Annotated in this window: 16 protein-coding genes and 1 tRNA gene; 6 read left to right on the top strand and 11 right to left on the bottom strand. The window is 72.7% G+C overall.

The annotated features are described in order from the left end of the window. The first annotated feature begins 25 nt into the window (after positions 1 to 25). The 4 genes from NF681_17240 (at position 26) to NF681_17225 (ending at position 3,252) form a co-directional block, all read left to right on the top strand. The gene (locus NF681_17240; protein UST54008.1) at positions 26 to 745 is read left to right on the top strand and encodes a response regulator; all 720 of its coding nucleotides are present in this window, start codon (positions 26 to 28) and stop codon (positions 743 to 745) included. A gap of 17 nt (positions 746 to 762) precedes the next feature. Next, a tRNA-Phe gene (locus tag NF681_17235) sits at positions 763 to 838 on the top strand. A gap of 223 nt (positions 839 to 1,061) precedes the next feature. Beyond that, on the top strand, positions 1,062 to 1,631 hold the full coding sequence (locus NF681_17230; GenBank protein UST54007.1) for an isochorismatase family protein: 570 nt from the start codon (positions 1,062 to 1,064) through the stop codon (positions 1,629 to 1,631). Positions 1,632 to 1,932: 301 nt separating this feature from the next. Further along, positions 1,933 to 3,252 (top strand): NAD(P)/FAD-dependent oxidoreductase, encoded by a 1,320-nt coding sequence (locus tag NF681_17225; GenBank protein UST54006.1) that lies wholly within the window; start codon positions 1,933 to 1,935, stop codon positions 3,250 to 3,252. A gap of 37 nt (positions 3,253 to 3,289) precedes the next feature. Here NF681_17225 and NF681_17220 read toward each other — a convergent pair whose 3' ends face one another. Continuing rightward, entirely contained in the window at positions 3,290 to 3,820 is a 531-nt protein-coding gene (locus NF681_17220; protein UST54005.1) for a DUF6152 family protein, read from the bottom strand. A gap of 39 nt (positions 3,821 to 3,859) precedes the next feature. Further along, the gene (locus NF681_17215) at positions 3,860 to 4,279 is read right to left on the bottom strand and encodes a hypothetical protein (GenBank protein UST54004.1); all 420 of its coding nucleotides are present in this window, start codon (positions 4,277 to 4,279) and stop codon (positions 3,860 to 3,862) included. Positions 4,280 to 4,455: 176 nt separating this feature from the next. Between NF681_17215 and NF681_17210 the strand changes: the two genes are divergently transcribed. After that, on the top strand, positions 4,456 to 10,665 hold the full coding sequence (locus NF681_17210) for a DUF3320 domain-containing protein (protein ID UST54003.1): 6,210 nt from the start codon (positions 4,456 to 4,458) through the stop codon (positions 10,663 to 10,665). A 40-nt stretch (positions 10,666 to 10,705) separates the two neighbouring features. Here NF681_17210 and NF681_17205 read toward each other — a convergent pair whose 3' ends face one another. The 5 genes from NF681_17205 to coxB are packed head-to-tail and all read right to left on the bottom strand — an operon-like array spanning position 10,706 to position 17,761. After that, positions 10,706 to 13,027: an FdhF/YdeP family oxidoreductase gene (locus NF681_17205; protein ID UST54002.1), complete on the bottom strand. Its 2,322-nt coding sequence runs from the start codon at positions 13,025 to 13,027 to the stop codon at positions 10,706 to 10,708. Further along, complete coding sequence (locus tag NF681_17200; protein ID UST54001.1) at positions 13,024 to 13,896, bottom strand: cytochrome c oxidase assembly protein; 873 nt, start codon at positions 13,894 to 13,896, stop codon at positions 13,024 to 13,026. Before NF681_17200 ends, NF681_17205 begins: the two co-directional genes overlap by 4 nt. After that, positions 13,887 to 14,381, bottom strand: coding sequence for a hypothetical protein (locus NF681_17195; GenBank protein ID UST54000.1), 495 nt, complete (start codon positions 14,379 to 14,381; stop codon positions 13,887 to 13,889). Before NF681_17195 ends, NF681_17200 begins: the two co-directional genes overlap by 10 nt. Positions 14,382 to 14,402: 21 nt before the next feature. Then, on the bottom strand, positions 14,403 to 17,030 hold the full coding sequence (gene ctaD / locus NF681_17190; GenBank protein ID UST53999.1) for a cytochrome c oxidase subunit I: 2,628 nt from the start codon (positions 17,028 to 17,030) through the stop codon (positions 14,403 to 14,405). After that, entirely contained in the window at positions 17,027 to 17,761 is a 735-nt protein-coding gene (gene coxB, locus NF681_17185; GenBank protein ID UST53998.1) for a cytochrome c oxidase subunit II, read from the bottom strand. The genes ctaD and coxB overlap by 4 nt, the downstream gene beginning before the upstream one ends. A 27-nt stretch (positions 17,762 to 17,788) precedes the next feature. Here coxB and NF681_17180 point away from each other — a divergent pair, with 27 nt between their 5' ends. Next, positions 17,789 to 18,316, top strand: a complete 528-nt coding sequence (locus NF681_17180; protein ID UST53997.1) for a DUF2231 domain-containing protein — start codon at positions 17,789 to 17,791, stop codon at positions 18,314 to 18,316. Between the two features lie 31 nt (positions 18,317 to 18,347). Here NF681_17180 and NF681_17175 read toward each other — a convergent pair whose 3' ends face one another. The 4 genes from NF681_17175 to NF681_17160 all read right to left on the bottom strand — a co-directional run bounded on the left by NF681_17175 (position 18,348) and on the right by NF681_17160 (position 22,890). Then, positions 18,348 to 18,764 (bottom strand): CopD family protein, encoded by a 417-nt coding sequence (locus NF681_17175; protein UST53996.1) that lies wholly within the window; start codon positions 18,762 to 18,764, stop codon positions 18,348 to 18,350. A gap of 139 nt (positions 18,765 to 18,903) precedes the next feature. Further along, positions 18,904 to 20,187, bottom strand: a complete 1,284-nt coding sequence (locus NF681_17170) for a phospholipase A (GenBank protein UST53995.1) — start codon at positions 20,185 to 20,187, stop codon at positions 18,904 to 18,906. A gap of 5 nt (positions 20,188 to 20,192) precedes the next feature. Continuing rightward, positions 20,193 to 20,741: a hypothetical protein gene (locus NF681_17165; GenBank protein ID UST53994.1), complete on the bottom strand. Its 549-nt coding sequence runs from the start codon at positions 20,739 to 20,741 to the stop codon at positions 20,193 to 20,195. A gap of 43 nt (positions 20,742 to 20,784) precedes the next feature. After that, a complete protein-coding gene (locus tag NF681_17160; protein UST53993.1) occupies positions 20,785 to 22,890 on the bottom strand; it encodes a UvrD-helicase domain-containing protein in 2,106 nt (701 codons plus the stop codon). Between the last annotated feature and the right edge of the window lie 184 nt (positions 22,891 to 23,074).

Here is a 23,074-nt window from a genome sequence, read left to right as displayed (position 1 = left end):
CAGCGCACAGGCATCGATAGCATTCATGGCAAATATTCTCGTGGTCGACGACGAACTGGGCATCCGGGACCTGCTGTTCGAAATACTCAATGACGAAGGCCACCACGTGGAGCTCGCCGAGAACGCCGCCGAGGCGCGTGCCGCGCGCCAGCGCGCCCGTCCCGACCTGGTGCTGCTGGACATCTGGATGCCCGACACCGACGGCGTCACGCTGCTCAAGGAATGGTCGACCGCCGGCCTCCTGAGCATGCCGGTCATCATGATGAGCGGCCACGCCACCATCGACACGGCGGTCGACGCGACACGCATCGGCGCCTTCGCCTTCCTGGAGAAACCGATCACACTGGCCAAGCTGCTCAAGGCCGTCGAGCAGGGACTGGCGCGGGAGAGCGCGCGGCGCGCGGCGGCCAACGTGGTGCCGCCGGCCAGCGGTTTCTCCGCGGCCGTGACCACCTCGGGCAGCGAAAGCACGCTCATCACGCCCTCGGCGGCGGCTTTCCCGGTGACCTCGCTGCCGGTGGCCGCCGATGCCGGACCGCAATCGCGCCAGAGCTTCGACCTGGACCGTCCCCTGCGCGACGCGCGCGACGGTTTCGAGAAGGCCTATTTCGAGTTTCATCTGGCCATGGAAGGCGGCTCCATGACGCGCGTGGCCGAGAAGACGGGTCTCGAACGCACCCATCTGTATCGAAAACTCAAGCAACTCGGTGTCGACCTCTCGCGCGGGCGTCGCAACGCTGTATAATCGCTGGCTGCACTCATGGCCCGGTAGCTCAGTTGGTAGAGCAGCGGATTGAAAATCCGCGTGTCGTTGGTTCGATTCCGACCCAGGCCACCACCTTCCAAGACCCCTGATCCTTCACCGGATCAGGGGTTTTTCGCATTTCAGGGCGCTGGTTTCCGTCGGGTCCGCCCCAGGGCGCGGCATCGGCGGTGGAACGGATCGATTCAGACATCGCCGCAAGGCGCTGCCGTTGCAGATCGTCACAATTGCCGCCGCCTCCGGTGGCGTGGCCATGGAGGTCTTCCTTCCTCCAACGCCCCGACCGGGGTCCTTCGCCATGAAACGCTTTCAGCTCGACGACACCGCCGTCATCCTCATCGATCACCAGGTGGGCACCAACACCTGGGCCACCTCCACGCCGCTGGCGCTGCTGCAGCGCAACGTCGTCATCCTGGCGCGCTTCGCCGCCGGCGTCGGGCTCCCGGTGGTGCTCACGTCCAGCCAGGAGACCAACGTCGATGCGCAGGGACCGCTCATGCCGCAACTGCGCGAGGTGCTGCCCGAGGCCTTCGCCGCGCGCATCCGGCGCACGGGCATCGTCAACGCATGGGACGATCCGGCCTTCGCCGATGCCTGCCGGCGCACCGGCAGGAAGAACTTCGTCATGGCCGGCGTCACCACCGACGTCTGCATGGTGGGGCCCGCCATCAGCGCGGTGGCCGAGGGCTTCGACGTCCAGGTGGTGGCCGACGCCTGCGGCTCGTCCAGCCGGATCGCCGAGGACATGAGCTACCGCCGCATGGCGCTCGGCGGCGTGCGCCTGACCAGCACCAACGCCATCGTCGCGGAACTGGTGCGCGACTGGGCCACGCCGGCCGGCGCCGTGGCGTTTCCGCTCCTGACCTGATCCGGCGGTCCGCCTCGACGCGCGCGCCGCCGCCGTCCGCGGCACCGTCCACATGCTGATTTCGCGGGCATCGCGTCGCAGGCCGCGCCGGACAACGATCCCGGCGACAGCCCACAAGGTTGTCCACACAGTTGTCCACGGTTCGCGGGCAAAACTCCGACGCTATCGGCACGGGGTCGCGATGCGGTGAAGCGCGCTGGACGCGGTCTGCCGGCCACGCTACCCTGCACGGCCGCGCGCCGTGCCATGGGCGCGGCGCGGCGCGAAAAGAATCACCATCTTCCGGTCTGAGAGGTCCTCCGTGAAAGTCGAGCAACCGCACCGCATCGTGATCGTCGGCGGGGGCGCCGGAGGACTGGAACTGGCGACCCGGCTGGGCGACCGGCTGGGCAAGCCGGGCAAGGCCCACGTCACCCTGATCGACAAGGCGCGCACCCATTTCTGGAAGCCGCACCTGCACGAGATCGCCGCCGGCAGCGTCGACGTGAACGACCACGCGACCAACTACCTGGCGCAGTCGCACTGGCACGGCTTCCGCTACCGCATCGGCGAGGTCACCGGCCTGGACCGCGCGCGCCGCAAGGTGCTGGTGGCTTCCGCGCAGGACGACGAGGGGCTGCCCATCACGCCGGCCTACGAGCGCGGCTACGACACGCTGGTGCTCGCCGCCGGCAGCCAGACCAACGACTTCGGCACGCCCGGCGTCGCCGAGCACGCCATCGCGCTGGAGACGCCCAAGCAGGCCGAACGCTTCCACAGCCGGCTGGTCAACGCCTGCATGAGCGCGCACGTGCGGGGCACGCAGAACGAGTCGCGGCTGGTGGAGATCGCCATCATCGGCGCCGGCGCCACGGGCGTGGAGCTGGCCGCGGAGCTGCACCGTTCCATGCGCACGCTGGTGTCCTATGGCCTGGACCGGATCGACCCCGAGACGGACATCCGCATCCACCTGATCGAGGCCGGCCCGCGCATCCTGCCGGCGCTGTCCGAGCGCATCGCGCAGGCGGCCACCGAACTGCTCGGGACCATGAACGTGCGGGTGATGGTCGGCACGCGCGTCACGGCGGTCACGCACGACGGCGTGCAGCTCGCGGGCGAGCGTTTCCTGCGGGCGCAGCTGGTGGTGTGGGCGGCGGGCGTGAAGGCCGCGGGCTGGCTCAAGGACCTGGGCGGGCTGGAGACCAACCCGTTCAACCAGCTGGTGGTCGGGCCGACGCTGCAGACCACGCGCGACGAGGCGGTCTTCGCCATCGGCGACTGCGCCGCCGCGCCCTGGCTCAAGCACGGCGGCAACGTGCCGCCCCGGGCGCAGGCCGCGCACCAGCAGGCCTCGCACCTGGCGCGCGAACTGGCGCGGCGCCTGCGCGGGCAGCCGATGCGCGAATGGCAGTACCGCGACTTCGGCTCGCTGGTGTCGCTGGGCGACAGCTCGCCCGTGGGCAACCTCATGGGCGGGCTGGTCGGGGGCAACCTGTGGGTCGAGGGGCTGTTCGCCCGGGCCATGTACCAGTCGCTCTTCAAGATGCACGAGGTCGCCATCCACGGCGTCTGGAAGACCGCGCTGGGCACGGCCTCGCGCGCCCTCACGCGCGGCACCGGACCGCGCGTGAAGCTGCACTGAACGGCCAAGCGCGGCCGGTCGCGCCCGGGCCGCGTGTTCAGGCCGGGCTCGAGCGCAGGCCGTAGACCTTGTCGCCCACGAACAGGTACTCCACGCGCATCACCGCGGTCTCGCCACGTTCGTCCTGGGTCGTGAAGCCGACGGCGGCGATGCGCTCGCCGGGCTTGATCTCCGCCACGTTCCAGGCCCCCATGCGCGTGAGCGGGGCGAGCTCGACGGTCCAGCGCCGGTCGGCGCGGCGCGGCACGGTCGCCTTCGCCAGCAGCGCCGGACCGTCGACGCCGGCGCCCTGGGCCGGCACCGGCCGGCGCGCCAGGTCGGCGGGCACGGCGAGGCCGGGCGTGGTCTCCAGCGTCAGTTCGGCATGCGGGTTCTGCCACCGGCTGGCCACGACGCGGCCTTCGAGGTAGATCGGGCGCGCCTGGTCGAAGCCGCTCCAGCCGTGGTGCGCCCGGGCGAGCGAGGTCGCCAGGGGCGCGGCCACCGCCGTGGCGGCGGCGAGCACGAAGCGCCGGCGGGACGATGCGGGAGCGGAGATGCGGAGGGGGGAAGGCGGCGGGATCGGCATGGCGGGGCTCCTTGTGTCGGATGGACGGGACGATCGGTCTCAGTAGGCCAGCCAGCGTCCGCAGACCAGGACGCCGAGCCAGAGCGCAGTGGACACCAGCATCTGTAGCCGTGCCGTCGGGTCGAGTTTGCGCAGCGACCCGCGGCCGTGGAACCAGGCGGCGTTGCAGCCCGCCAGCGTCAGCAGCCCCATCTTCAGCAGGAAGGTGCGGTGGGCGAGCAGTTCGGCCGCCTGCGTGGCGAACATCAGCAGGCCGCTGGCCGCGACGAGCGCGAAGCCGACCGCCGCCAGGCCGAGCGAGAGCCGCGCGAGCGGCAGCACCGGCAGCGAGGCGGCACCGCCCCAGACGCGCACCTCCAGCGCCACCAGGTTGCCCAGCAGCAGGGCGATGCCCAGGATGTGGAGGGTTTCGAGCGCCGGATAGGCCCAGGGATTCGATTGCAGCGAAGCGAGGAACATGGGTTTGCGCAGAGGCCGTGGGGGTGGAAGACGGGGAGACCGCCAAAAACGCGGGGTCGATGCGAAGACGCACCGTTTTCGCGCGTTGGCGACGGTATAAGCGATGTTCGCGCGCCGATGGCCACGACCGTTTTTCTTCCGGGTCGGCCCGCCTGAACGATCCCCCAAGCAGATTGATGAACAAACAAGAAGACGAACCGGGCCGAGGCCCGGTTCCGACGGCAGGCGAGCGCGCCGCGTCCCTCGGCGGCGTGGCCGTCGCGGCCCCCGCCACGGCCTCCGGGGCGAACGTGGCGCCCGATGTCCCCGGCCCCGCCGCCAATGCGATCCGCGACGATGCCGACCCCGTGATCGCCATCGCCATCGAGGCCGATGCCACGCTCGGCCATGCCTCCATCCAGAACGCCGTGCCGGTGCTGCGCTCGCTGCGGCTGACGCACCGCGGTCCCCGCGCGCTGGCCGACGTCGAGGTGCGCATCGCCTGCAATCCGCCCTTCGCGCAGGGCGCGCGCCTGCGCTTCGACCGCCTGGCGCCGGGCGAGACGCGCCGCTTCGCGCCGGTGGACCTGCGACCCGACCACGCCTGGCTCGGCGACCTGGGGGAATCGGTGCGCGCCGCCATCGAGGTCACGGTGAGCACCGAGGGCGTGGAGATCGCCCGGGAGGCCCGTCCCGTGGAGGTGCTGGCCCACGACCAGTGGGCCGGCACGCGCGCGCTGCCCGAGCTGCTGGCGGCCTTCTGCATGCCCAACAACCCGGCGGTCGACACCCTGGTGGGCAAGGCCTCGCGCCTGCTGCGCGAGGCGCACGGCGAGCTGTCGATGAACGGCTACCAGTCCCGCAGCCGCGACACGGTCTGGAAGCAGGTCTCGGCGATCTACAGCACGCTCGGCGCCGAGGGGCTGCAGTACGTCGAGCCGCCGGCCTCCTTCGGCAGCGACGGCCAGAAGATCCGCACGCCCGACCGCATCCTCGCGCACCGCGTCGCCACCTGCCTCGACCTGGCGATGCTGTTCGCCTCGGCCTTCGAGCAGGCCGGGCTGCGCCCGGTGGTGCTGGTCAAGGAAGGCCACGCCTGGGTCGGTGTCTGGCTTCACCCGGCGAGCTTCGCCGATCCGCTGACCGACGACGTGCAGGCCGTGCGCAAGCGCGTGGACAGCGGCGAGCTGCTGGTCTTCGAGACCACCGGCGTGGCCCACCACCACAGCATCCGGCCGTCGCTGCGCGTGGCCATGGAGCAGGGCCTGGCGCACCTGCGCGACGACGACGGCTTCCGCTACGCCATCGACATCCACCGCGCGCGCGAGCTGCAGATCAAGCCGCTGCCCTCGCGCGCGCCGGCCCCGGGCGACGGTGCGCCCGGCGAGGCCGGGGAGGAGCCGCCCGCGGCGATCGAGCCGACGCCGCCGCTGCCCGCGCTGGACGCCGACACGCTCGTCGCGCTCGACGGCCCGGCCGATGACACGCCCGAGGGCCGGCTCGCCCAGTGGAAGTCGAAGCTGCTGGACCTGACGCTGCGCAACAGGCTGCTGAACTTCAAGCCGACCAAGGCGACGCTGCACCTGGTCGCGCCCGACCTCGCGCGGCTGGAGGACGCCCTGGCCGAGGGCCGCGACTTCCACCTGCGGGCGCTGCCGACGCTGATGGAGGGGCTCGATCCGCGCGTGGCGCAGGTGCACGCCAGCCGGGGCACCGGCCGGGCGCCGCTCGACGACATGGCGCTCGACGCGCTGGGCCAGCGCGAACTGCTCGCGCGCGTCGCCCCCGAGGCGCTGGACGGCCACCTGCTGGCCATCCACGCGGCCGCCCGCATCGGGCTGGAGGAGGGCGGGGCCAACACGCTCTACCTGGCCCTGGGCCTGCTGCAGTGGACCGAGGACGAGAAGGCCGAGACGGTGCACGCCGCGCCGATCCTGCTGATCCCGGTGACGCTGCAGCGCCAGTCGGTGCGCGCGGGCTTCCGGCTGGCGCGCCACGACGACGAGGCGATCGTCAACCCGACCCTGCTGCAGCTGCTGCGCACGAACTTCGAGCTGCGCGTGACGGGGCTCGACGCCATTCCCGTGGACGAGAAGGGCGTCGACGTCGCGCGCGTGCTGCAGGCCTTCCGGCTGGCGGTGGCGGAGATCCCGAAGTGGGAGGTGCTAGAGCAGGCCCACCTGGGCATCTTCTCCTTCACCAAGTACCTGATGTGGCGCGACCTGCAGGACCGCACCGAGCAGCTCAAGGCCAACCGCGTGGTGCGCCACCTGATCGACCACCCGGGCGAGGCCTTCGCGCAGGCGTCCCACGACCCGGCCGAGTTCGAGCGCCTCGACGAGACGCACCGCCCGCAGGACATCCTCGCGCCGCTGCTGGCCGACTCGTCCCAGCTCAAGGCCATCTGCGCCATCGACGCCGGGCGCGACCTGGTGCTCGAGGGCCCGCCCGGCACGGGCAAGTCGCAGACCATCACCAACCTCATCGCGCACTCGCTGGCCAAGGGCAAGACGGTGCTGTTCGTCTCGGAGAAGATGGCCGCGCTGTCGGTCGTCCACCGGCGCCTCGCCGACATCGGCCTGGGGCCGTTCTGCCTCGAACTGCACTCGTCCAAGTCGAAGAAGTCCGAGGTGCTGCAGCAGCTCGCCGGCTCGCTCGACCTGGCCGGCCAGCGCACCGCCGACGACTGGTCGCGCGAGGCCGAGCGGCTGGCCGTGCTGCGCCAGGACCTCAACGGCCTGGTCGACGCCCTGCACCGCGAACATCCGAACGGCCTGACCGTCCACGAGACCATGGGCACGTCCATCGCGCACACGGGCGAGCGCACCGCTTCGATGCCCTGGAGCGATCCGCTCGTGCACGACCGCGCCGCGCTCGACCGCCTGCGCGAGGCGGCGCGCCGCATCCAGGCGCTCGCCGGCGCCCTCGGCGACCTGCGTGGCCATCCGCTCGCGTGCGTCGGGCGGCCCGACTGGTCGCCGGGCTGGGGCGACGAGCTCATGGCGCAGGCGCAGGCGCTGGAGCGCGCCGCCACGGTGCTGCGCGAGCGCACCGCCACGCTGGCCGCGCAGCTGGGCATCGGCGCGAGCGGCATGGGCCTGCGCGCGCACGGCCTGCTCGACGAGCTCGCCGACCTGCTGCTGGCCGCGCCCGGCGTGCCCACCGGCCTCGCGCGCGAGGCGCACGACGCGCCCACGCGCGCGCGGCTGCAGGCGCTCGCGCGCCACGGCGCGGCGCGCAACGCCGCCTGGCTGCGCCTGGGCGACGGCTGGAGCGCGACGCTCGCCAAGCTGAACGCGGTCGAGCTGCTGGGCGAATGGTCGCTCGCCACTTCGACCTGGTGGCCGAAGTCGCTGCTCGCCCAGCGCGCGATCACGGGCCGGCTCTCGGGCTTCCGCGCCGACGGCCGGCGCCCGGCGCCCGAGCAGGTGCGCGCCATGCTCGGCCCGCTCGGCGAGGTCAACGACGAGGACGCCTTCCTGCGCGCCGCGCAGGCCGATGCGCAGGCGCTGCTCGACGACGCCTACGCCGGCGCCGACACCGACTGGGCCGCGCTCGCCGCGCACGAGGCCTGGGCAGGGCGCTTCGCTGAGGCCGTCGCGCGCCTGGCCGGCGGCGACGCGGCGCGTGGCGAGGCGCTGCGCGCCGCGCTGCGGCCCCTGGTGGCCGAGCGACGCGCCGACCTGGCCTCCGGCGGCACGGCCGGCCGCGCGCTGGTCGGCTACCGCGAGGCCTGGCTCGACTTGCGCCGGTGCCTGGCGGGCGTCGAGGCGCTGGCGCAGCCGGTGGCGCCGCTCGCGGGCGACGAGGACGCCGACGGCGCCCTCGAACGCCTGCGCGCGCTGATGCAGACCTGGCAGGGCGCGCGGCGCCTGCTGCAGCCGTGGTGCCTGTGGCGCAGCGCCCGCGAGGCCGCCATCGCGCTCGGCCTGCAGGGCGTCGTCGGCGACGTGGAGGCGGGCGCCATCGCGCTGGGCGAGGTCGAATCGCATTTCGAGGTGAGCTACCGCACCTGGTGGCTCAAGCGCACCATCGACCGCGACCCGGTCCTGCGCGGCTTCTCCAGCGCCGACCACGACCGCAAGATCCGCGAGTTCCGCGCCGCCGACGCGCGCTTCCAGAAGCTCACCGAGCGCTACATCGCCGCCACGCTGGCCGGCCGCATCCCGGCGGCCGGCGGCGCGGCGGCGGGCGCCGACAGCGAACTCGGCCGGCTGCGGCGCGAGCGCCAGAAGCAGCGCGGCCACATGCCGGTGCGCCAGCTGGTGCAGGCCCTGCCCACGCTGCTGCCGCGCCTGAAGCCCTGCCTCCTGATGTCGCCGCTGTCGGTGTCGCAGTACCTCGACGCGGGCTACGCGCCGTTCGACCTGGTGGTGTTCGACGAGGCCTCGCAGATCCCGGTGTGGGACGCGGTGGGCGTGATCGCGCGCGGCCGCCAGCTGGCGGTGGTGGGCGACCCCAAGCAGCTGCCGCCGACGAACTTCTTCAACAAGTCCGCCGAGCCCGAGGAGGGCGTGCCCGCCGACGAGCAGGTGCGCGACCTGGAGAGCATCCTGGACGAGTGCCTGGGCGCGGGCATGAACCGCCTGAGCCTGCAGTGGCACTACCGCAGCCGCCACGAGAGCCTCATCACCTTCAGCAACGTCACCTACTACGACTCGCAGCTGGTGACCTTCCCCTCGCCCGTGACCGACGACGTGGCGGTGCGCTTCGAGCGCGTGGCCGGCGTCTACGACCGCGGCGGCTCGCGCACCAACCGCGCCGAGGCCGACGCCATCGTGGCCACCATCGAGGCGCACCACCTCGACGCGGCGCGCGCGCACCTCACGCTCGGCGTGGTGACCTTCAACCAGCCCCAGCAGGCGCTCATCGAGACCCTGCTGGACGCCCGGCGCCGCGCCGAGCCGGCGCTCGACCGCGCCATCGCCGCGCGCTCGCAGGGGACCCAGGAGAAGCTCTTCATCAAGAACCTGGAGAACGTGCAGGGCGACGAGCGCGACGTGATCTTCTTCTCGATCACCTACGGCCCCGACGCGGCCGGCAAGATGACGATGAACTTCGGCCCGCTCAACGGCGAGGGCGGCCACCGCCGCCTGAACGTGGCGATCTCGCGGGCGCGCGAGGCGGTGGTGATCTTCAGCACCCTGCTGCCCGAGCAGATCGACCTGGCCCGCGTGCGCGCGGCCGGCGTGCGCGACCTCAAGCACTATCTGGAGTTCGCCATCGGCGGGGCGCGCGCGCTGTCCGCCCGCAGCCTGCCCACCGGGCTCGACCCGGACAGCCCGTTCGAGGTCGCCGTGATCGGCATGCTGCGCTCGCGCGGCTGGGTGGTGCATCCGCAGGTCGGGTGCTCGGGCTACCGCATCGACCTGGCGGTGGTCGACCCCCGCGCGCCGGGGCGCTACCTGGTGGGCATCGAGTGCGACGGCCGCACCTACCACTCCGGCGCCACCGCGCGCGACCGCGACCGGCTGCGCCAGCACGTCCTCGAAGGGCTCGGCTGGAAGATCCACCGCATCTGGTCGACCGACTGGTGGCTCGACGCGGAAGGCGAGATCGCCAAGGTCGTGAAGCTGCTGGAGGGGCTGGTCGCCGCGCCGCCGGCGGTACCGGGCGCGTCGGCCGCCGTCGCGGACGCGGGCATCGACCCGGACGTGGACGCGGATGCCGGCGCGGGCGACGTCGCGCGCACGGCCATGGCCATGGACGCGGGTGCAGGTGCGGATGCGGATGCGGATGCGGATGCGGGGGTGCACGCGGATCGTGCGGAGGCCGTGCCGGCCGGCGCCGGGCCCGCCGATCCCGTGGCGCCCGAGCCGGTCGCGCGTCCCGTCCTGGCGGTCTACGCGCCGGCCGCGCTGCCGGCCAACGATCCGGCCTCGTTCTTCGACGAGGAGTCCGAACTCGTGCTGGCCGCGCAGCTGCGCGAGGTGGCCGAGGTCGAGGGCCCGCTGCCCGAGGCCGTCCTGTTCGCCCGCGTGGCACGCGCCTGGGGCCTGGAGCGGGTCAGCCCGCGCCTGGCCGACCGGCTGCGCGCGCTGGTGCCGGACGACGTGCCCCGCACCACCGAGCCGGCGCCGGGGGAAGGTCTCGGCAAGCGCTTCTACTGGCCCGCGGGCGCCGATCCCGGCGCGTCGGACGTGGCCCGGGTGGCCGGGGACACCGTGCCGTCCTCGCGCCGCGACATCGGCGACGTCTGCGTCGAGGAGCTGTCGAACCTCGTCAACCACGTGCTGCGCGAGACCGGCGCGGCGACGCGCAAGGACGTGGCCGACGCGGTCTGCGGACTGACCGGCGCGGCGCCCGACACGCCACCGGCCGAAAGCCGCGTCGACCTCGCCATCGACGCCAGCGTCGCCGCCGGCGCGCTGATCGACGAGGACGGTCGCCTGCGACCGGCCGACTGACCCGTCCGGGCCCGGGTCCGGGATGGTGCCCGGACCGTGCTCAGGCGGCCGGCGCGCGCACCCGCACCGGCACCGACTTGGCCGCCGGCACCTTGCTCTCCTGGGCGTAGTGCGCCAGCGGGATCACCGGGTTGCACTCCGGGAAATAGGCCGCGCAGGTGCCCGGGGGCAGGTCGTAGACCGTCACGCGCAGGTTCTTCACCTCGCGCTCGATGCCGTCGCCCGCCGCGCTGGCCAGCGTGACGCGCTGGCCGTTCACCAGGCCCAGCCGGTCGATGTCCAGGGCGCTGAGCAGCAGCACCTCGCGGGTGCCGTCGATGCCGCGCAGGCGGTCGTCGTAGCCGTAGATGGTGGTGTTGAACTGGTCGTTGCTGCGCAGCGTGACCAGGCGCAGCACGTCGGCGCCACCGTCGCCCTCGAAGGCGGCGTGCAGGGCCGCGGGCACCTTGAACTCGGCCTTGCCGCTCTTCGTCTCCCAGCGCCGTTCGGTCGCGGCCAGCGGGCGCGGGAAGCCCCCGGGCTGGTGCATGCGCGCGTTGAAGTCCTTGAAGTCCTTCGGGTAGGTGGTCTCGATGGCGTCGCGCACGAGCGCGTAGTCGGCGCACCAGGCGTCCCAGTCGACCTTCGGGTTGGGATCGAGCGTCGCCTTGGCCAGGCCGGCGACGATGCGCTGCTCCGACAGGAGCCGCGCGCTCGCCGGCGCGTGGTGGCCGCGCGAGGCGTGGATGCGCGCGGTGCTGTCCTCGATCGTCACGGTCTGCACGCCGCCGAGCTGCACGTCGCGCTCGATGCGCCCCAGGCATGGCAGCAGGTAGGCCACCTTGCCGTGCAGCAGGTGACTGCGGTTGAGCTTGGTGGCGACCTGCACGGTGAGTTCGAGCGCCTGCCAGGCCGGCTCCATGCGGTGGTGGTCGGGCACCGCGCGGACGAAGTTGCCGCCCAGCGCGACGAAGGCCTTCACGCGGCCTTCGAGCATGGCCTCGCAGGCCTCCACCGTGTTGAGCCCCTTGTGGCGCGGCGGCTCGAAGCCGTATTGCCCGGCCAGCTGGTCCAGCGGCACCAGCTCGGGCTTCTCCGAGATGCCCACCGTGCGCTGGCCCTGCACGTTGGAGTGGCCGCGCACGGGACACACGCCCGCGCCGCGCCGGCCGATGTGGCCGCCCATGAGCAGCAGGTTGACCAGCATGCGCACGTTGTCCACACCCAGCTTGTGCTGCGTGAGGCCCATGCCGTAGACGCCGATGACGGCCTTGGCCTTGGCGTAGGTGCGCGCCGCCTCGGTCAGCGCCACGCGGGACAGCCCGGATTCGGTCTCCAGCCGCGTCCAGTCCTGTTCGCGCACGAAGCGCGCGAAATCCTCGAAGCCGTGCGTGTGCGTGCCGATGAAGTCGGCATCGATCACCCGTGCCCGGCCCTCGGCGATGGCCGTGTCGTCGAGGTCCAGCAGTGCCTTGCACATGCCGGCGATGGCGGCGATGTCGCCCCCCGCGCGCACCTGCAGGTACTGCGTGGCGATGCGCGTCTCCGAGCGCGTGGCCATCTCGATCGGGCTCTGCGGGTTGGTGAAGGCCTCCAGCCCGCGTTCGCGCAGCGGATTGAAGACGATCACCGGCACGTCGCGCCTGCGGGCCTCCTGCAGCGGATGGAGCATGCGGGGGCTGTTGGTGCCCACGTTCTGGCCGAAGAACAGCAGGCAGTCGGTGTGCTCGAAGTCCTCCAGGCGCACCGTGCCCACCGGCACGCCGATCGCCTCCTTGAGCGCCACGGAGGTGCTCTCGTGGCACATGTTGGAGCTGTCGGGCAGGTTGTTGGTGCCGTAGAGCCGCGCGAACAGCTGGTACATGTAGGAGGTCTCCAGCGAGGCCCGGCCCGAAGCGTAGAAGACCGTCTGGTCCGGCCCGCCGGTGTCCTTCAGGGCGCGCAGCCGCTGGCCGATGTCCGCGAACGCCTCGTGCCAGGCCACCGGCACGTAGCGGTCGCGCCCGGCGTCGTAGCGCAGCGGGTCGGTCAGGCGCCCCTCGTGCTCCAGGTCGTGGTCGGGCCACGCGAGCAGCTCGGTCACGGTGTGGCGCTCGAAGAAGTCGACGCCGGCGCGCAGGCTGGTGAGTTCGGCGAAGGTCGCCTTGGCGCCGTTCTCGCAGAACTCCGCCGTGTGGGCCTTGGCCGGCTTGGCCCAGGCGCAGCTGGTGCAGGCGAAGCCGTCGGCCTTGTTCTGCCGCACCAGTTCGGGCAGGGCGCCGAAGGCCTCGTGGTGCTTGACGTGGTGCGCGAGCGAGGTGGCCGAGCCCCAGCCTCCGACCGGGCCGTCGTAGGCCTCGATCCTGATGGCGGTACCGCTCTCGTGGTCGATCTCGGGGGTCATGGGTGCGTTTCCTGGCGAGGTGGATGAGGGGCGTCGGGCCGTCCGCGCGACGTCGCATGAGACTCATGCTGCCGAGCCTGCAGCCACCGGTACGCCGCCCAGGCGGCCGCGAGCAGGTAGGCGAATCCCCCGGGCACCCACATCACGAGACCGGCGAGCTGCTGGTCCCAGAGTTCGCGCGACTCGCGCCAGTAGAGCGGCCGGGTGGAGAAGGTCAGCAGCGCGCCCAGCGCGCCCGTGTGCATGGCGGTGAACAGCAGCGCCGACGCCGCCGCCAGCGTGCCCTGGCGCCCGCCGCGCAGCACCGACCACCAGAACAGCCAGCCCGTGAACAGGAAGGACGCGTGCTCGGCCACGTGCAGCCAGTTGTCGAACACCGCGGCCATGTAGGGCCCCGGCGCGTGCCAGATCCAGATCGCCGCGGCGTGCAGCAGCGCGCAGGCGCCGGGATGGCGCGTCAGGCGCAGCAACGGGCGCCACGCGGCATCGGCCGCCGGCCCGATGGCGGAGCGCCACTGCGCGAGCGGGCGGGCCAGCACCGCCAGCGGCGCCACCACCAGGATCAGGAGCATGTGCTGCACCATGTGCAAGGCGGTGCTCGATTCGGCCCAGTCGTCGAACGGGCCGAACAGCGCCAGTCCCGCCACCAGCATCGCCGTGTGGAACAGGGCTCGGCCGGCGAAGGTCGGCCGCCGGCGCATCGCGCCGAAGCCATAGCCCAGCCAAGCCATGGCGAACAGTCCCTGCGACAGCCAGATGGGCGCGTGGGCGCCTTCGCCCGTGAAGGCATTGCCGTGCGCGAGAGCCGCCACCGGCAGCAGCGCGAGCGCCGCGCCGAGGCCAGCGCGTGGCGGTGGCGTCAGATGCACGGCCACAGCGCCAGCATCGGCGCGCCGACGAAGACGGCGGCGACGGCCGCCACGCCATAGAGCCAGGCGGCGGCGTTGGCGATGAAATGCACCGTGGCGGCGTCGTCGGGCACGTCGCCGGGCGATGCCGCGCCGGCTTCGGTGCCGCGGCCCGGGCGCGCGCGGGCCGCGGCCGGTCCGGTGTCCGTGCCCGGCGACCGGCGCGCCGCGCGGGCGCAGGTCCATGACGCATGCGCCAGCCACAGCACGAGCACCAGCGTGACCAGCAGCAGCGCGCCGTTGATCGCGTTGAACTGGCGGCGCGCCACGTCCGGCGCGGCGACGGCGCAGCCCACCGACAGGCCGCCGTAGACGACCACGAACCACACCGACCACGCGGCCAGTCCGAGCCCCAGCTGCCACGGATGGCCCGGCGCCAGCCAGGCGACGCGCGGCGCGCGGGTCGAAGGCGCGGGGCGCGGGGCGGTGGCGGGGGGGCTGGACATGGTCGTTGTGGTGCGATGCGTTCAGTGAGCGAAGGCCAGCGGCAGCAGCGCGAAGGCCAGCCAGGCGACGGCCGCCGCCCCGGCGGTGAAGCTCCAGAACGACGCCACCACCACCGGCTCGTAGGGCGCGGCCGCGCCGACGTGGCCGCGCCGCACCCGCAGCGCCTGCAGCACCGACAGCACCAGCGCCAGCGCCGTGTGCAGCAGCAGGAACGACAGCAGGAAGGCGAGCATGGCGTCGTGCGCGCTGCGCGTGGGTGCGAGCGGCGCGAGCGCGAGCAGCGCGGCGAGTCCGGCGGCGGCCGCCAGCGCGCAGCCCGCGGCGGCCCACAGGCTGCCGAGCAGCGCGGGCGCCGCGCGCGCGACCGTCGAGGCGTCCGTGCCGCTGCCCTTGTCGTCGCCGTTCTCGTCCCCCTTCCCGTCCCCCGCGTCCCGGCAGCCGCGCAGGCGTCGCACCACCCCGTGCATCGACCAGCGCCCCGCGCCCAGCAGCAGCGCCACGCCCAGCAGCGGCCAGGTGCCCACCGGCGAGGCGGCCGGTGGCTGCCACGCGGGCGCCACGGTCCACAGGAACAGCCAGCCGAACACCAGCGAGCCGTAGAGCGACGCGTCCGCCAGCATCGTCAGGCCCATGCCCCAGAGGCCGGGGCCGTCGAAGGTGTGGGTGTGCAGCTTCAGGCCGTCGGGCAGGTCGGCCGCCTCGGTGCCGCTCATGCACGGATGGCCCCCGTTGAGCCACGACCAGCGCAGCAGCACCGCCGCCACCACCAGGCCGGTCGCCAGCGCGGCGACGTAGAGCTTGAGCAGCAATAGGATGCACAGCGCCGCCAGCAGCAGGCTCGCCACCAGCGGCAGCCAGGAACTGCCCGGCAGGTGGAACACCTCGCGCGGCCGGCCGCTGACGGGGTCGCTGCCGAGCGTCTCGCGCCGGCCGTGGCTGGCGTCGGCGAGCGCGTGGCGGCCCTCGGCGATGGTCTGGGGCAACTCGGGCGCGTCCCACAGCGGATGGCGCAGCGGCAGGGCGGGCTGGCTGGCGAAGTTGTAGGAGGGCGCGGGCATGGCCATGGCCCATTCCATGGTGTCGGCGCCCCACGGGTTGGGCGGCGCCTTGCGCCCGAAGCGGAAGTGCAGGGCGATGTCCAGCAGCACCGTCGCCACGCCGAAGGCCATCAGGAAGCTGAAGACCGAGGAGATCAGGTTGGGCACGTCCCAGCCCAGGCCGGTGTCGTAGGTGTAGACGCGGCGCGGCATGCCCAGCAGGCCGGTCCAGTGCATGACCAGGAAGGTGCCGTTGAAGCCGACGAAGGTGACCCAGAAACCGATCTTCGAGAGCCGCTCCGAGGGCATCCGCCCGCTGAAGTGCGGCAGCCAGTAGTACACCCCCGCGATCAGCGGGAACAGCATGCCGCCCACCAGCACGTAGTGGAAGTGCGCCACCACGAAGTGCGTGTCGTGGACCTGCCAGTTGAAGGGCACCAGCGCCAGCATCACGCCCGTGAGGCCGCCGGCGACGAACACCGTCAGGAAGGCGCCGACCCACAGCATCGGCGCGCGCCACACCGGCCGCCCGGTCCACAGCGTGGCGATCCAGGCGAACAGCTGCACGCCCGTCGGAATGCCCACCAGCATGCTGGCCGCCGAGAAGAAGGCCTGCCCCAGCGCCGGGATGCCGAGCGTGAACATGTGGTGCACCCACAGCCCGAAGCTGATGAAGCCGATGGCGATGAGCGAGACCACCACCCAGCGGTAGCCCACCAGCGGGCGGCGCGCGAACACCGGCACGATGGTCGAGATGACGCCGGCGGCCGGCAGGAAGACGATGTAGACCTCCGGGTGGCCGAAGAGCCAGAACAGGTGCGCCCACAGCAGCGGGTCGCCCCCGCGCAGGGTGTCGAAGAAGGCCCAGCCGGCGGCGCGCTCCAGCTCCAGCAGGATCGAGCCGAGGATCAGCGGCGGGAAGCCCACCACGATCATCAGCGAGGTCACCAGCATCGACCACGCGAACACCGGCATGCGCTCGAGCGACATGCCCGCGGCGCGCGTGCGCAGGATCGACACCGCGATCTCGATGCCCGCGGCCATGGTCGCGATCTCGACGAAGGTGATGCCCAGCAGCCAGAAGTCGGAGTTCAGCCCGGGCGTGTAGACGTCGCTCGACAGCGGCGTGTACATGAACCAGCCGGCGTCGGGCGCCAGGCCGAACAGCAGGCTGCTGCAGAAGATGATCCCGCCGAAGAGGTAGCACCAGTAGCCGAAGGCCGACAGGCGCGGGAACACCAGGTCGCGCGCGCCCAGCATCTTGGGCAGCAGGTAGGCCGCCAGCCCCTGCAGGATCGGCACCGCGAACAGGAACATCATGATGGTCCCGTGCATGGTGAAGGCCTGGTTGTAGGCCTCCGCGCCCATGAAGTCGTGGTTGGGCAGCGCCAGCTGCGCGCGCATGAGCATCGACAGCAGCCCGGCCAGCACGAAGAACACCCCGCCGGTGACCATGAAGCGCTTGGCGATGGTGGAGTGGTTGACCACCGAGAGCGCGCGCCAGCCGCGCGGGTTGCCCCAGACCTGCTCGAGCCGGTCGTGCAGCGCGTCGCGCCCGGGGGCGCCGGACGCCGTGGAGGAAGGGGTGGCGTCGCCGCCGTCGCTGCTCATCGCTTCGTGCTTCCTCTGCCGTCGCCGGCGGTCTCCCGGACGGTGTCGGGCGCGGGCTCGCCCTGCGCCCGCCCGTCCCGCAGCCAGGCGTCGAAATCGGCCGGCTCCATCGCGATCACGGTCATGGTCATGTGGGCGTGGCCGGCGCCGCAGAACTCCGCGCACTGGCCGCGGTAGGTGCCCGCGCGGTCGGCCTGAAGGCGCACGACCAGGGTGCGACCGGGCACCGCGTCGAGCTTGCCGCCCAGGCGCGGCACCCAGAACGAATGGATCACGTCGACGCTCTGGGTGTGCACGTCGACGGGGCGGCCGACCGGCACGCGCATCTCGTTCCTCAGGCGAACGCCGTTGGCCGGATAGTGCATCTCCCACCACCACCGGTGGCCGATGGCGTCCACGCGCAGCGGCGCCGGGCCGGTCCCGGGCAGGGGCAGCTGGTGGAAGCCCGAGGGCGAGCCGAAGACCAGCAGCGCGACGATGCTCGCGCCCGGCAGCACCAGGCCGCCGCCGACCAGCCAGCGGCGCTGGACGCGTCGCGCCGCGTCCTCGTCGAGCGCCTCGGCGCGCGGGCGCATCGCCAGCAACCAGATCGCGCAGATGCCCGCGAGCACCGCGACGGCGACGCCGAACATCCACCACCACACCGTGGCGATCGCCGCCGCCGACGGTCCGGCCGGGTCCAGCACCGACTGCGGACCGGCGCAGGCGGCAAGCCCGCACAGGACGGCCACCCCGGTGGCGCGGGTCAGAATGCCCGCATGAGCACCCCGAGCGCGACCCCTCCCGATTCGTCCCCCGTGATCTCCTCCACCCTCTCGGCCGGCGGCCCGACCGACGAGCCGATCCTCAGCCGCGCCGCCATCGCCGGCCATCCGCTGCATCCCATGCTGATCCACTTCCCCGTGGCGGCGCTCATCGGCCTGGTGGGCGCCGACGCGGCCTACGTCTGGAACGGCGACCCGTTCTGGGCGCGCGCGGGGTTGTGGCTGTCCGGCGTCGGCGCGCTGGGTGGCTGGGGCGCCAGCGTGGCGGGGCTGGTCGACCTGATCACCGTCGGGCGCATCCGGCGCCTGGTGACGGCCTGGGGCCACGCCCTCATCGCCGTGATGATGCTGTCCATGGCCTCGATGAACTGGATGCTCCGCCTGGGGGGCGAGCCCGGCGCGAACGTGGTGCCGTGGGGCGCCGGCATCACGGGGGTGACGGCCGCCTTCATCGCCCTGGCGGCCTACCTGGGCGGACGGCTGGTCTACGAGCACGCGGTGGCGGTCGATACGTCCGACTAGACGGGGGCGTGGCGGTGTCATCGCGGCGGCCTCAGAACGGCTTGCGCAGCGCCAGCCACGCGATGGTGGCGAACCACAGCAGCGAGAGCGCGCAGACGGCGTAGGCGGCCTTCGTCCAGGGGCTGTCCTGGCGCTCGACGCGCAGCACCAGCAGGCCGCAGGACGCATGGCCGAGCACCAGCAGGCCGACCACGCCGAGCTTGGCGATCAGCCAGGGCGCGAGCGGCCCGTACAGCATGAAGATGGCCGTGCCCGAGGCGATGGCCAGCAGCGCCGCCGGGGTCGCGACGCCGACGAACAGGCCGCGCAGCAGGGTGCGGCGATGGGCGTTGGAGAACAGCGCCGGGCTGGTCTCGCGGCTCGCCAGCGCCAGTGCGACGGTCAGGTAGAACAGCGATCCGGCCCATGCGATGACCGCGCTCACGTGGAACAGCTTGAGCCAGGGCATCGGTCAGGCGAAGGGGACGAAGGGGGCGAGGGACGACGGCGGGGACATCTCGGGGAGCGATCCGTGCGAAAGACACCCAGTCTTCCGCAGTTCGCTTTTCGCGCCTGTAGGAACGTGTCGCCGACCCCCGGCGAAGCGGCTAGAAATCCACCAGGCTCAGACCGATGCTCAGCACCGTGCGCTTGCGGTTGTAGTCGACCAGGGTGTCGCCGTAGCCGTGGAAGAGCTGGGTGTGCAGGCGCAGGTTGCTGGTGACCGGGTCGCCCAGCGCCTTGAGCCACTCCAGGCGCAGCGAGCCGTGGCCGTTGCTGCGCAGGTTGTTGCGCAGCGTGAGTCCGAAGGTGTTGTCGCGGTCGAAGTTCCAGCGTCCGATGAACTCGGCGCGCCCGATGTAGTCGGCGATGTCGGGGTTGTCGTCCTTGGCGGGGTCCTCGGCGATGCGGTTCCAGAACCGCGCGGCGATCTGGAAGCGGCTGTCGAGCTCGACGCCGGTCATCAGGTAGGTGCGGTTCCAGCTGCGCGACAGCGGCAGCGTCTGGCCGTTGGACTGGTGGGCGATGCCCGCGCCCAGGTAGCGCCAGCGCCAGCCCCCGGGCAGGGTCAGGTCGGTCGGATAAACATACATCATCTCCGGCTCGTGGTCGGTGCTGCGGAACGGGCGCGAGATCGCGCCGTTGAAGAGCTGCCAGCTCGACTGCTGGGTGTAGCCGAACCACAGCGAGTCCTTGCGCTGCGGGTCGTTGCCCGTGAGCAGGCCCTGGGCGAGCTTGGTGCGCACCGACAGGCCGATGCGCATCTCGTTGGCCTGGTAGGCGATGGGCGTGCCGGTGTGGCCGGCCGAGGGCGAGGTGGGCGTGTCGGGCCGGTCCGTGGCGGCGGTGGCCGAGACGCTCAGCGGCCGGTAGCCGCGAAAGCCGAAGGTGCCGCAGTCGCTGCCTTCCTCCAGCTCCCAGAAGCGCGAGAAGGCCGAGTACTGGCGGTCGCGACAGCCCTCGCTGGCCGCCACGACGATCACCGGCCTGAGCGGCACGGCCGGGTCGGCGACGGGCTGCGCGCTGGCGAGCGCGGCGTTGCCGGGGACGGCCGACGCCGCGGCCGCCGCGGTGGTCGGCGCGACGGCGGGGCGCACGCCGGTCGCGGCCAGCGGCTGCGTGGGCAGGGGCGCTGCCGCCGGCAGCTGCTGCTGCTCCTGCGCCCAGCGGTCGAAGCACGCCAGGCGCGCTTCCTTGCTGTCGTCCAGGCGCTGGCAGGCCTGCCAGCTCAGGCCGGGGGCGGCGACCGGGCCCGGCGCGGCGCGGCCGGCGTCGGTTTGCGCCTGGGCCTGCGCCGCCACGGCCAGGCCCAGGCCGGCGAACACTGCGCGGGTCGATCGCGTCCGCCGGCGCGGCCGGTCCGACGAAAGTGCGGGGAGTGGAGCGGGCATCGTCGTCATGGGCGGTCGTCGGTCTTTTGGAGCACGAAGGTGCGGAGGCTGTCGTCGCGCGCGTCGCGCCGGCTGCCGCGGAAGGACCGGCCGCAGGAGCCCGGTTCCAGGTCGGCCGACCAGACCGCGTCGATGGCGCGGCCGTCGGCCGATTCGTCCAGCGTGAGCACGCCGGCGTCGTCGACGTCGCCGGCCACCTGCGCGTCGGCGCCGGGCGCGGTCGAGCCCGGCGGGCGCGTCAGCGTGCCGCGCACGCTGCCGGCGTATTCGGGGTGGCGCGCGAGCCGCAGCACGGCCAGCGCCGGCGCGACGCCGTCCTCGAAGCGCGCCTCCCAGCGGCCGTGGAGCATCTCGGGGGCCAGTTCGTCGGCGCTGCGCGGGCAGTCGGCCGCGACGACGACGCCCGGGGGCGCGACGGCATCGGCGCGTTGCGCTCGGGCCGCGCCGCCGACGATCGACAGCGCCGCGAGGAGCAGCGGCAGCGTCGCTGCCCGCGCGCCGCGTCGGGCCGGGCGCCGCGCGCGGCCGGCCGCAAGGTGGGAAAGGGTCGTCATGGCGCGCATCGGGGCCTCGGGGCAGCGGGGATCGGGGTCGGCCTCATGGCGCGGCGGCCGATGCGGCCGCCGCCGCCGCGCTCTCCTGCGCGCGGCGCGCGAACTCGGCGCGCAGCGCGCGGATCTTCTCGCGCGGGTCCTCCTTGGCGGAGGTCGGGTCGAGCGCCATCTCGGCGATGAAGCGGCTGGGCTGGGCGGCGACCGTCTCGCGGCCCTTCTTGCGCCGCTTGGTCCAGCTCACCGCCAGGGTGCGCTGGGCGCGCGTGATGCCCACGTACATCAGCCGGCGTTCCTCCTGCAGGCGCGTGAGGGTGTCCTCGCTGACCATCTGCTGGCGGCCGTCGTCGTCGTCGAGCTTGAAGGGCAGCAGGCCCTCGTTGACGCCGATGAGCATCACGTGCGGCCACTCCAGCCCCTTGGCCGCGTGCAGGGTCGACAGCGTGACCACGTCCTGGTCCTGGTCGCCCCGGTCGCTGATGGTGGAGAGCAGCGAGATGGTCTGCGCCACCTCCAGCAGGCTCTTGCGCTCGCTCGCCTGCGGGGTCGCGCCGGAGGCGTCGTCGACCTCGCCGCCGCAGCGCGCGGCCATCCAGTCGCAGAACTCCAGCACGTTGGTCCAGCGGCTGGCGGCGGCCTGCTCGCTGTCCTCGCCGTCGTAGAGGTGGCGCTCGTAGTCGATCTCCTTGAGCCATTCGGCCAGGAAGGCGCGCGCGCCTTCCGCGCCCATCGTCTGGCGGGCCCTGTGTTCCAGGTCGTTCACGTAGCGGCCGAACTCGTGCAGGCCGCCGATCGCGCGCTGCGGGATCACGCTGGGCAGCGAGGCGCTGAACAGGGCGCCGAACAGGCTGAGCTTGTACTGGCTCGCGAAGGTGCCCAGCGCGGCGAGCGTGGTGTGGCCGATGCCGCGCTTGGGCGTGGTCACCGCGCGCAGGAAGGCCGGGTCGTCGTCGCTGTTGACCCACAGGCGGAACCAGCCGCACAGGTCCTTGATCTCGGCGCGGTCGAAGAAGCTCTGGCCGCCGGAGACCTTGTAGGGGATCTGCGCCTTGCGCAGCGCCTGCTCGAAGACGCGCGCCATGTGGTTGGCGCGGTAGAGGATGGCGAAGTCGCGGAACGCCTTGTGCTGATCGCCCTGCGTCACGGTGGCGCCGCCGCGCAGGCTCTGGATGCGCGCCACGGCGCGCTCGGCCTCGTGGGCCTCGTTGTCGGCGTCGACGATGCGCACCGGCTCGCCCTCGCCGAGCTCGCTGAACAGCGTCTTCGGGAACAGCTTGGGGTTGGGGCCGATGACGTTGTTGGCCGCGCGCAGGATGGCGCTGGTGGAGCGGTAGTTCTGCTCCAGCTTCACGACCTTGAGCGCCGGATAGTCGATCGGCAGCTTCCTCAGGTTGTCCAGCGTGGCGCCGCGCCAGCCGTAGATCGACTGGTCGTCGTCGCCCACGGCGGTGAAGCGTCCGCGTTCGCCCACCAGCGCCTTGAGCACCTCGTACTGCGTGGCGTTGGTGTCCTGGTACTCGTCGACCAGCACGTGGCCGAGCGCCTCCTGCCACTTGGCGCGCACGGCGTCGTGCTCCCGCAGCAGCTTCAGCGGCAGGCCGATCAGGTCGTCGAAGTCGACGCTCTGGTAGGCCGCCAGGCGCTCCTCGTAGCGCGCCATGACCTGCGCCACGATGCGCTCGGCGTCGTCGGCGGCCGCGGCCTCGGCCTGCGCCGCGTTCAGGCCCATGTTCTTCCAGCGGCTGATGGTCCACTGCCACAGGCGCGCCGTGGCGGTGTCGACCGAGCCGCCGGCGTCCTTCAGGATCTTGGTGACGTCGTCGCTGTCGAGGATGCTGAAGGCCGGCTTCAGGCCCAGCACCGCGCCGTCCTCGCGCATCATGCGCACGCCCAGCGCGTGGAAGGTGCAGATCACCACATGCTTCGCGTCGCGCCCGATCAGGCCCTTGGCGCGCTCGCGCATCTCGGCGGCCGCCTTGTTGGTGAAGGTGATGGCGGCGATCTTCTTCGGCGGCATCCCCGACTGGATCAGCCGCGCGATCTTGTGCGTGATCACGCGCGTCTTGCCCGAGCCCGCGCCCGCGAGCACGAGACACGGGCCGTGCAGGTAGTTGACGGCTTCCTGCTGGGCGAGATTGAGACCGGAGGACATGCGGCGAGGATCGATCGATGGAGCGGGACGGGCGGCACCGGAAACGCCGGTGGCGAAGCGGACCCGGGCGGCGGAGGCCGGCGCGGCGGTGGCCGGTCCGCACGGGGGAGCCGGCGCGGCGAGCGTGACGGAATGCCGGGGAACGCGGGGAACGTGCGGGGCGCTCGCCATGATACCGGCTGGG

The sequence above is a fragment of the Comamonadaceae bacterium OTU4NAUVB1 genome, assembly GCA_024372625.1.
Taxonomy (GTDB): domain Bacteria; phylum Pseudomonadota; class Gammaproteobacteria; order Burkholderiales; family Burkholderiaceae_C; genus Variovorax.
The sequence above is the reverse complement of the archived record's forward strand: the minus strand, read 5'-3'. Positions and strand labels throughout refer to the sequence as shown.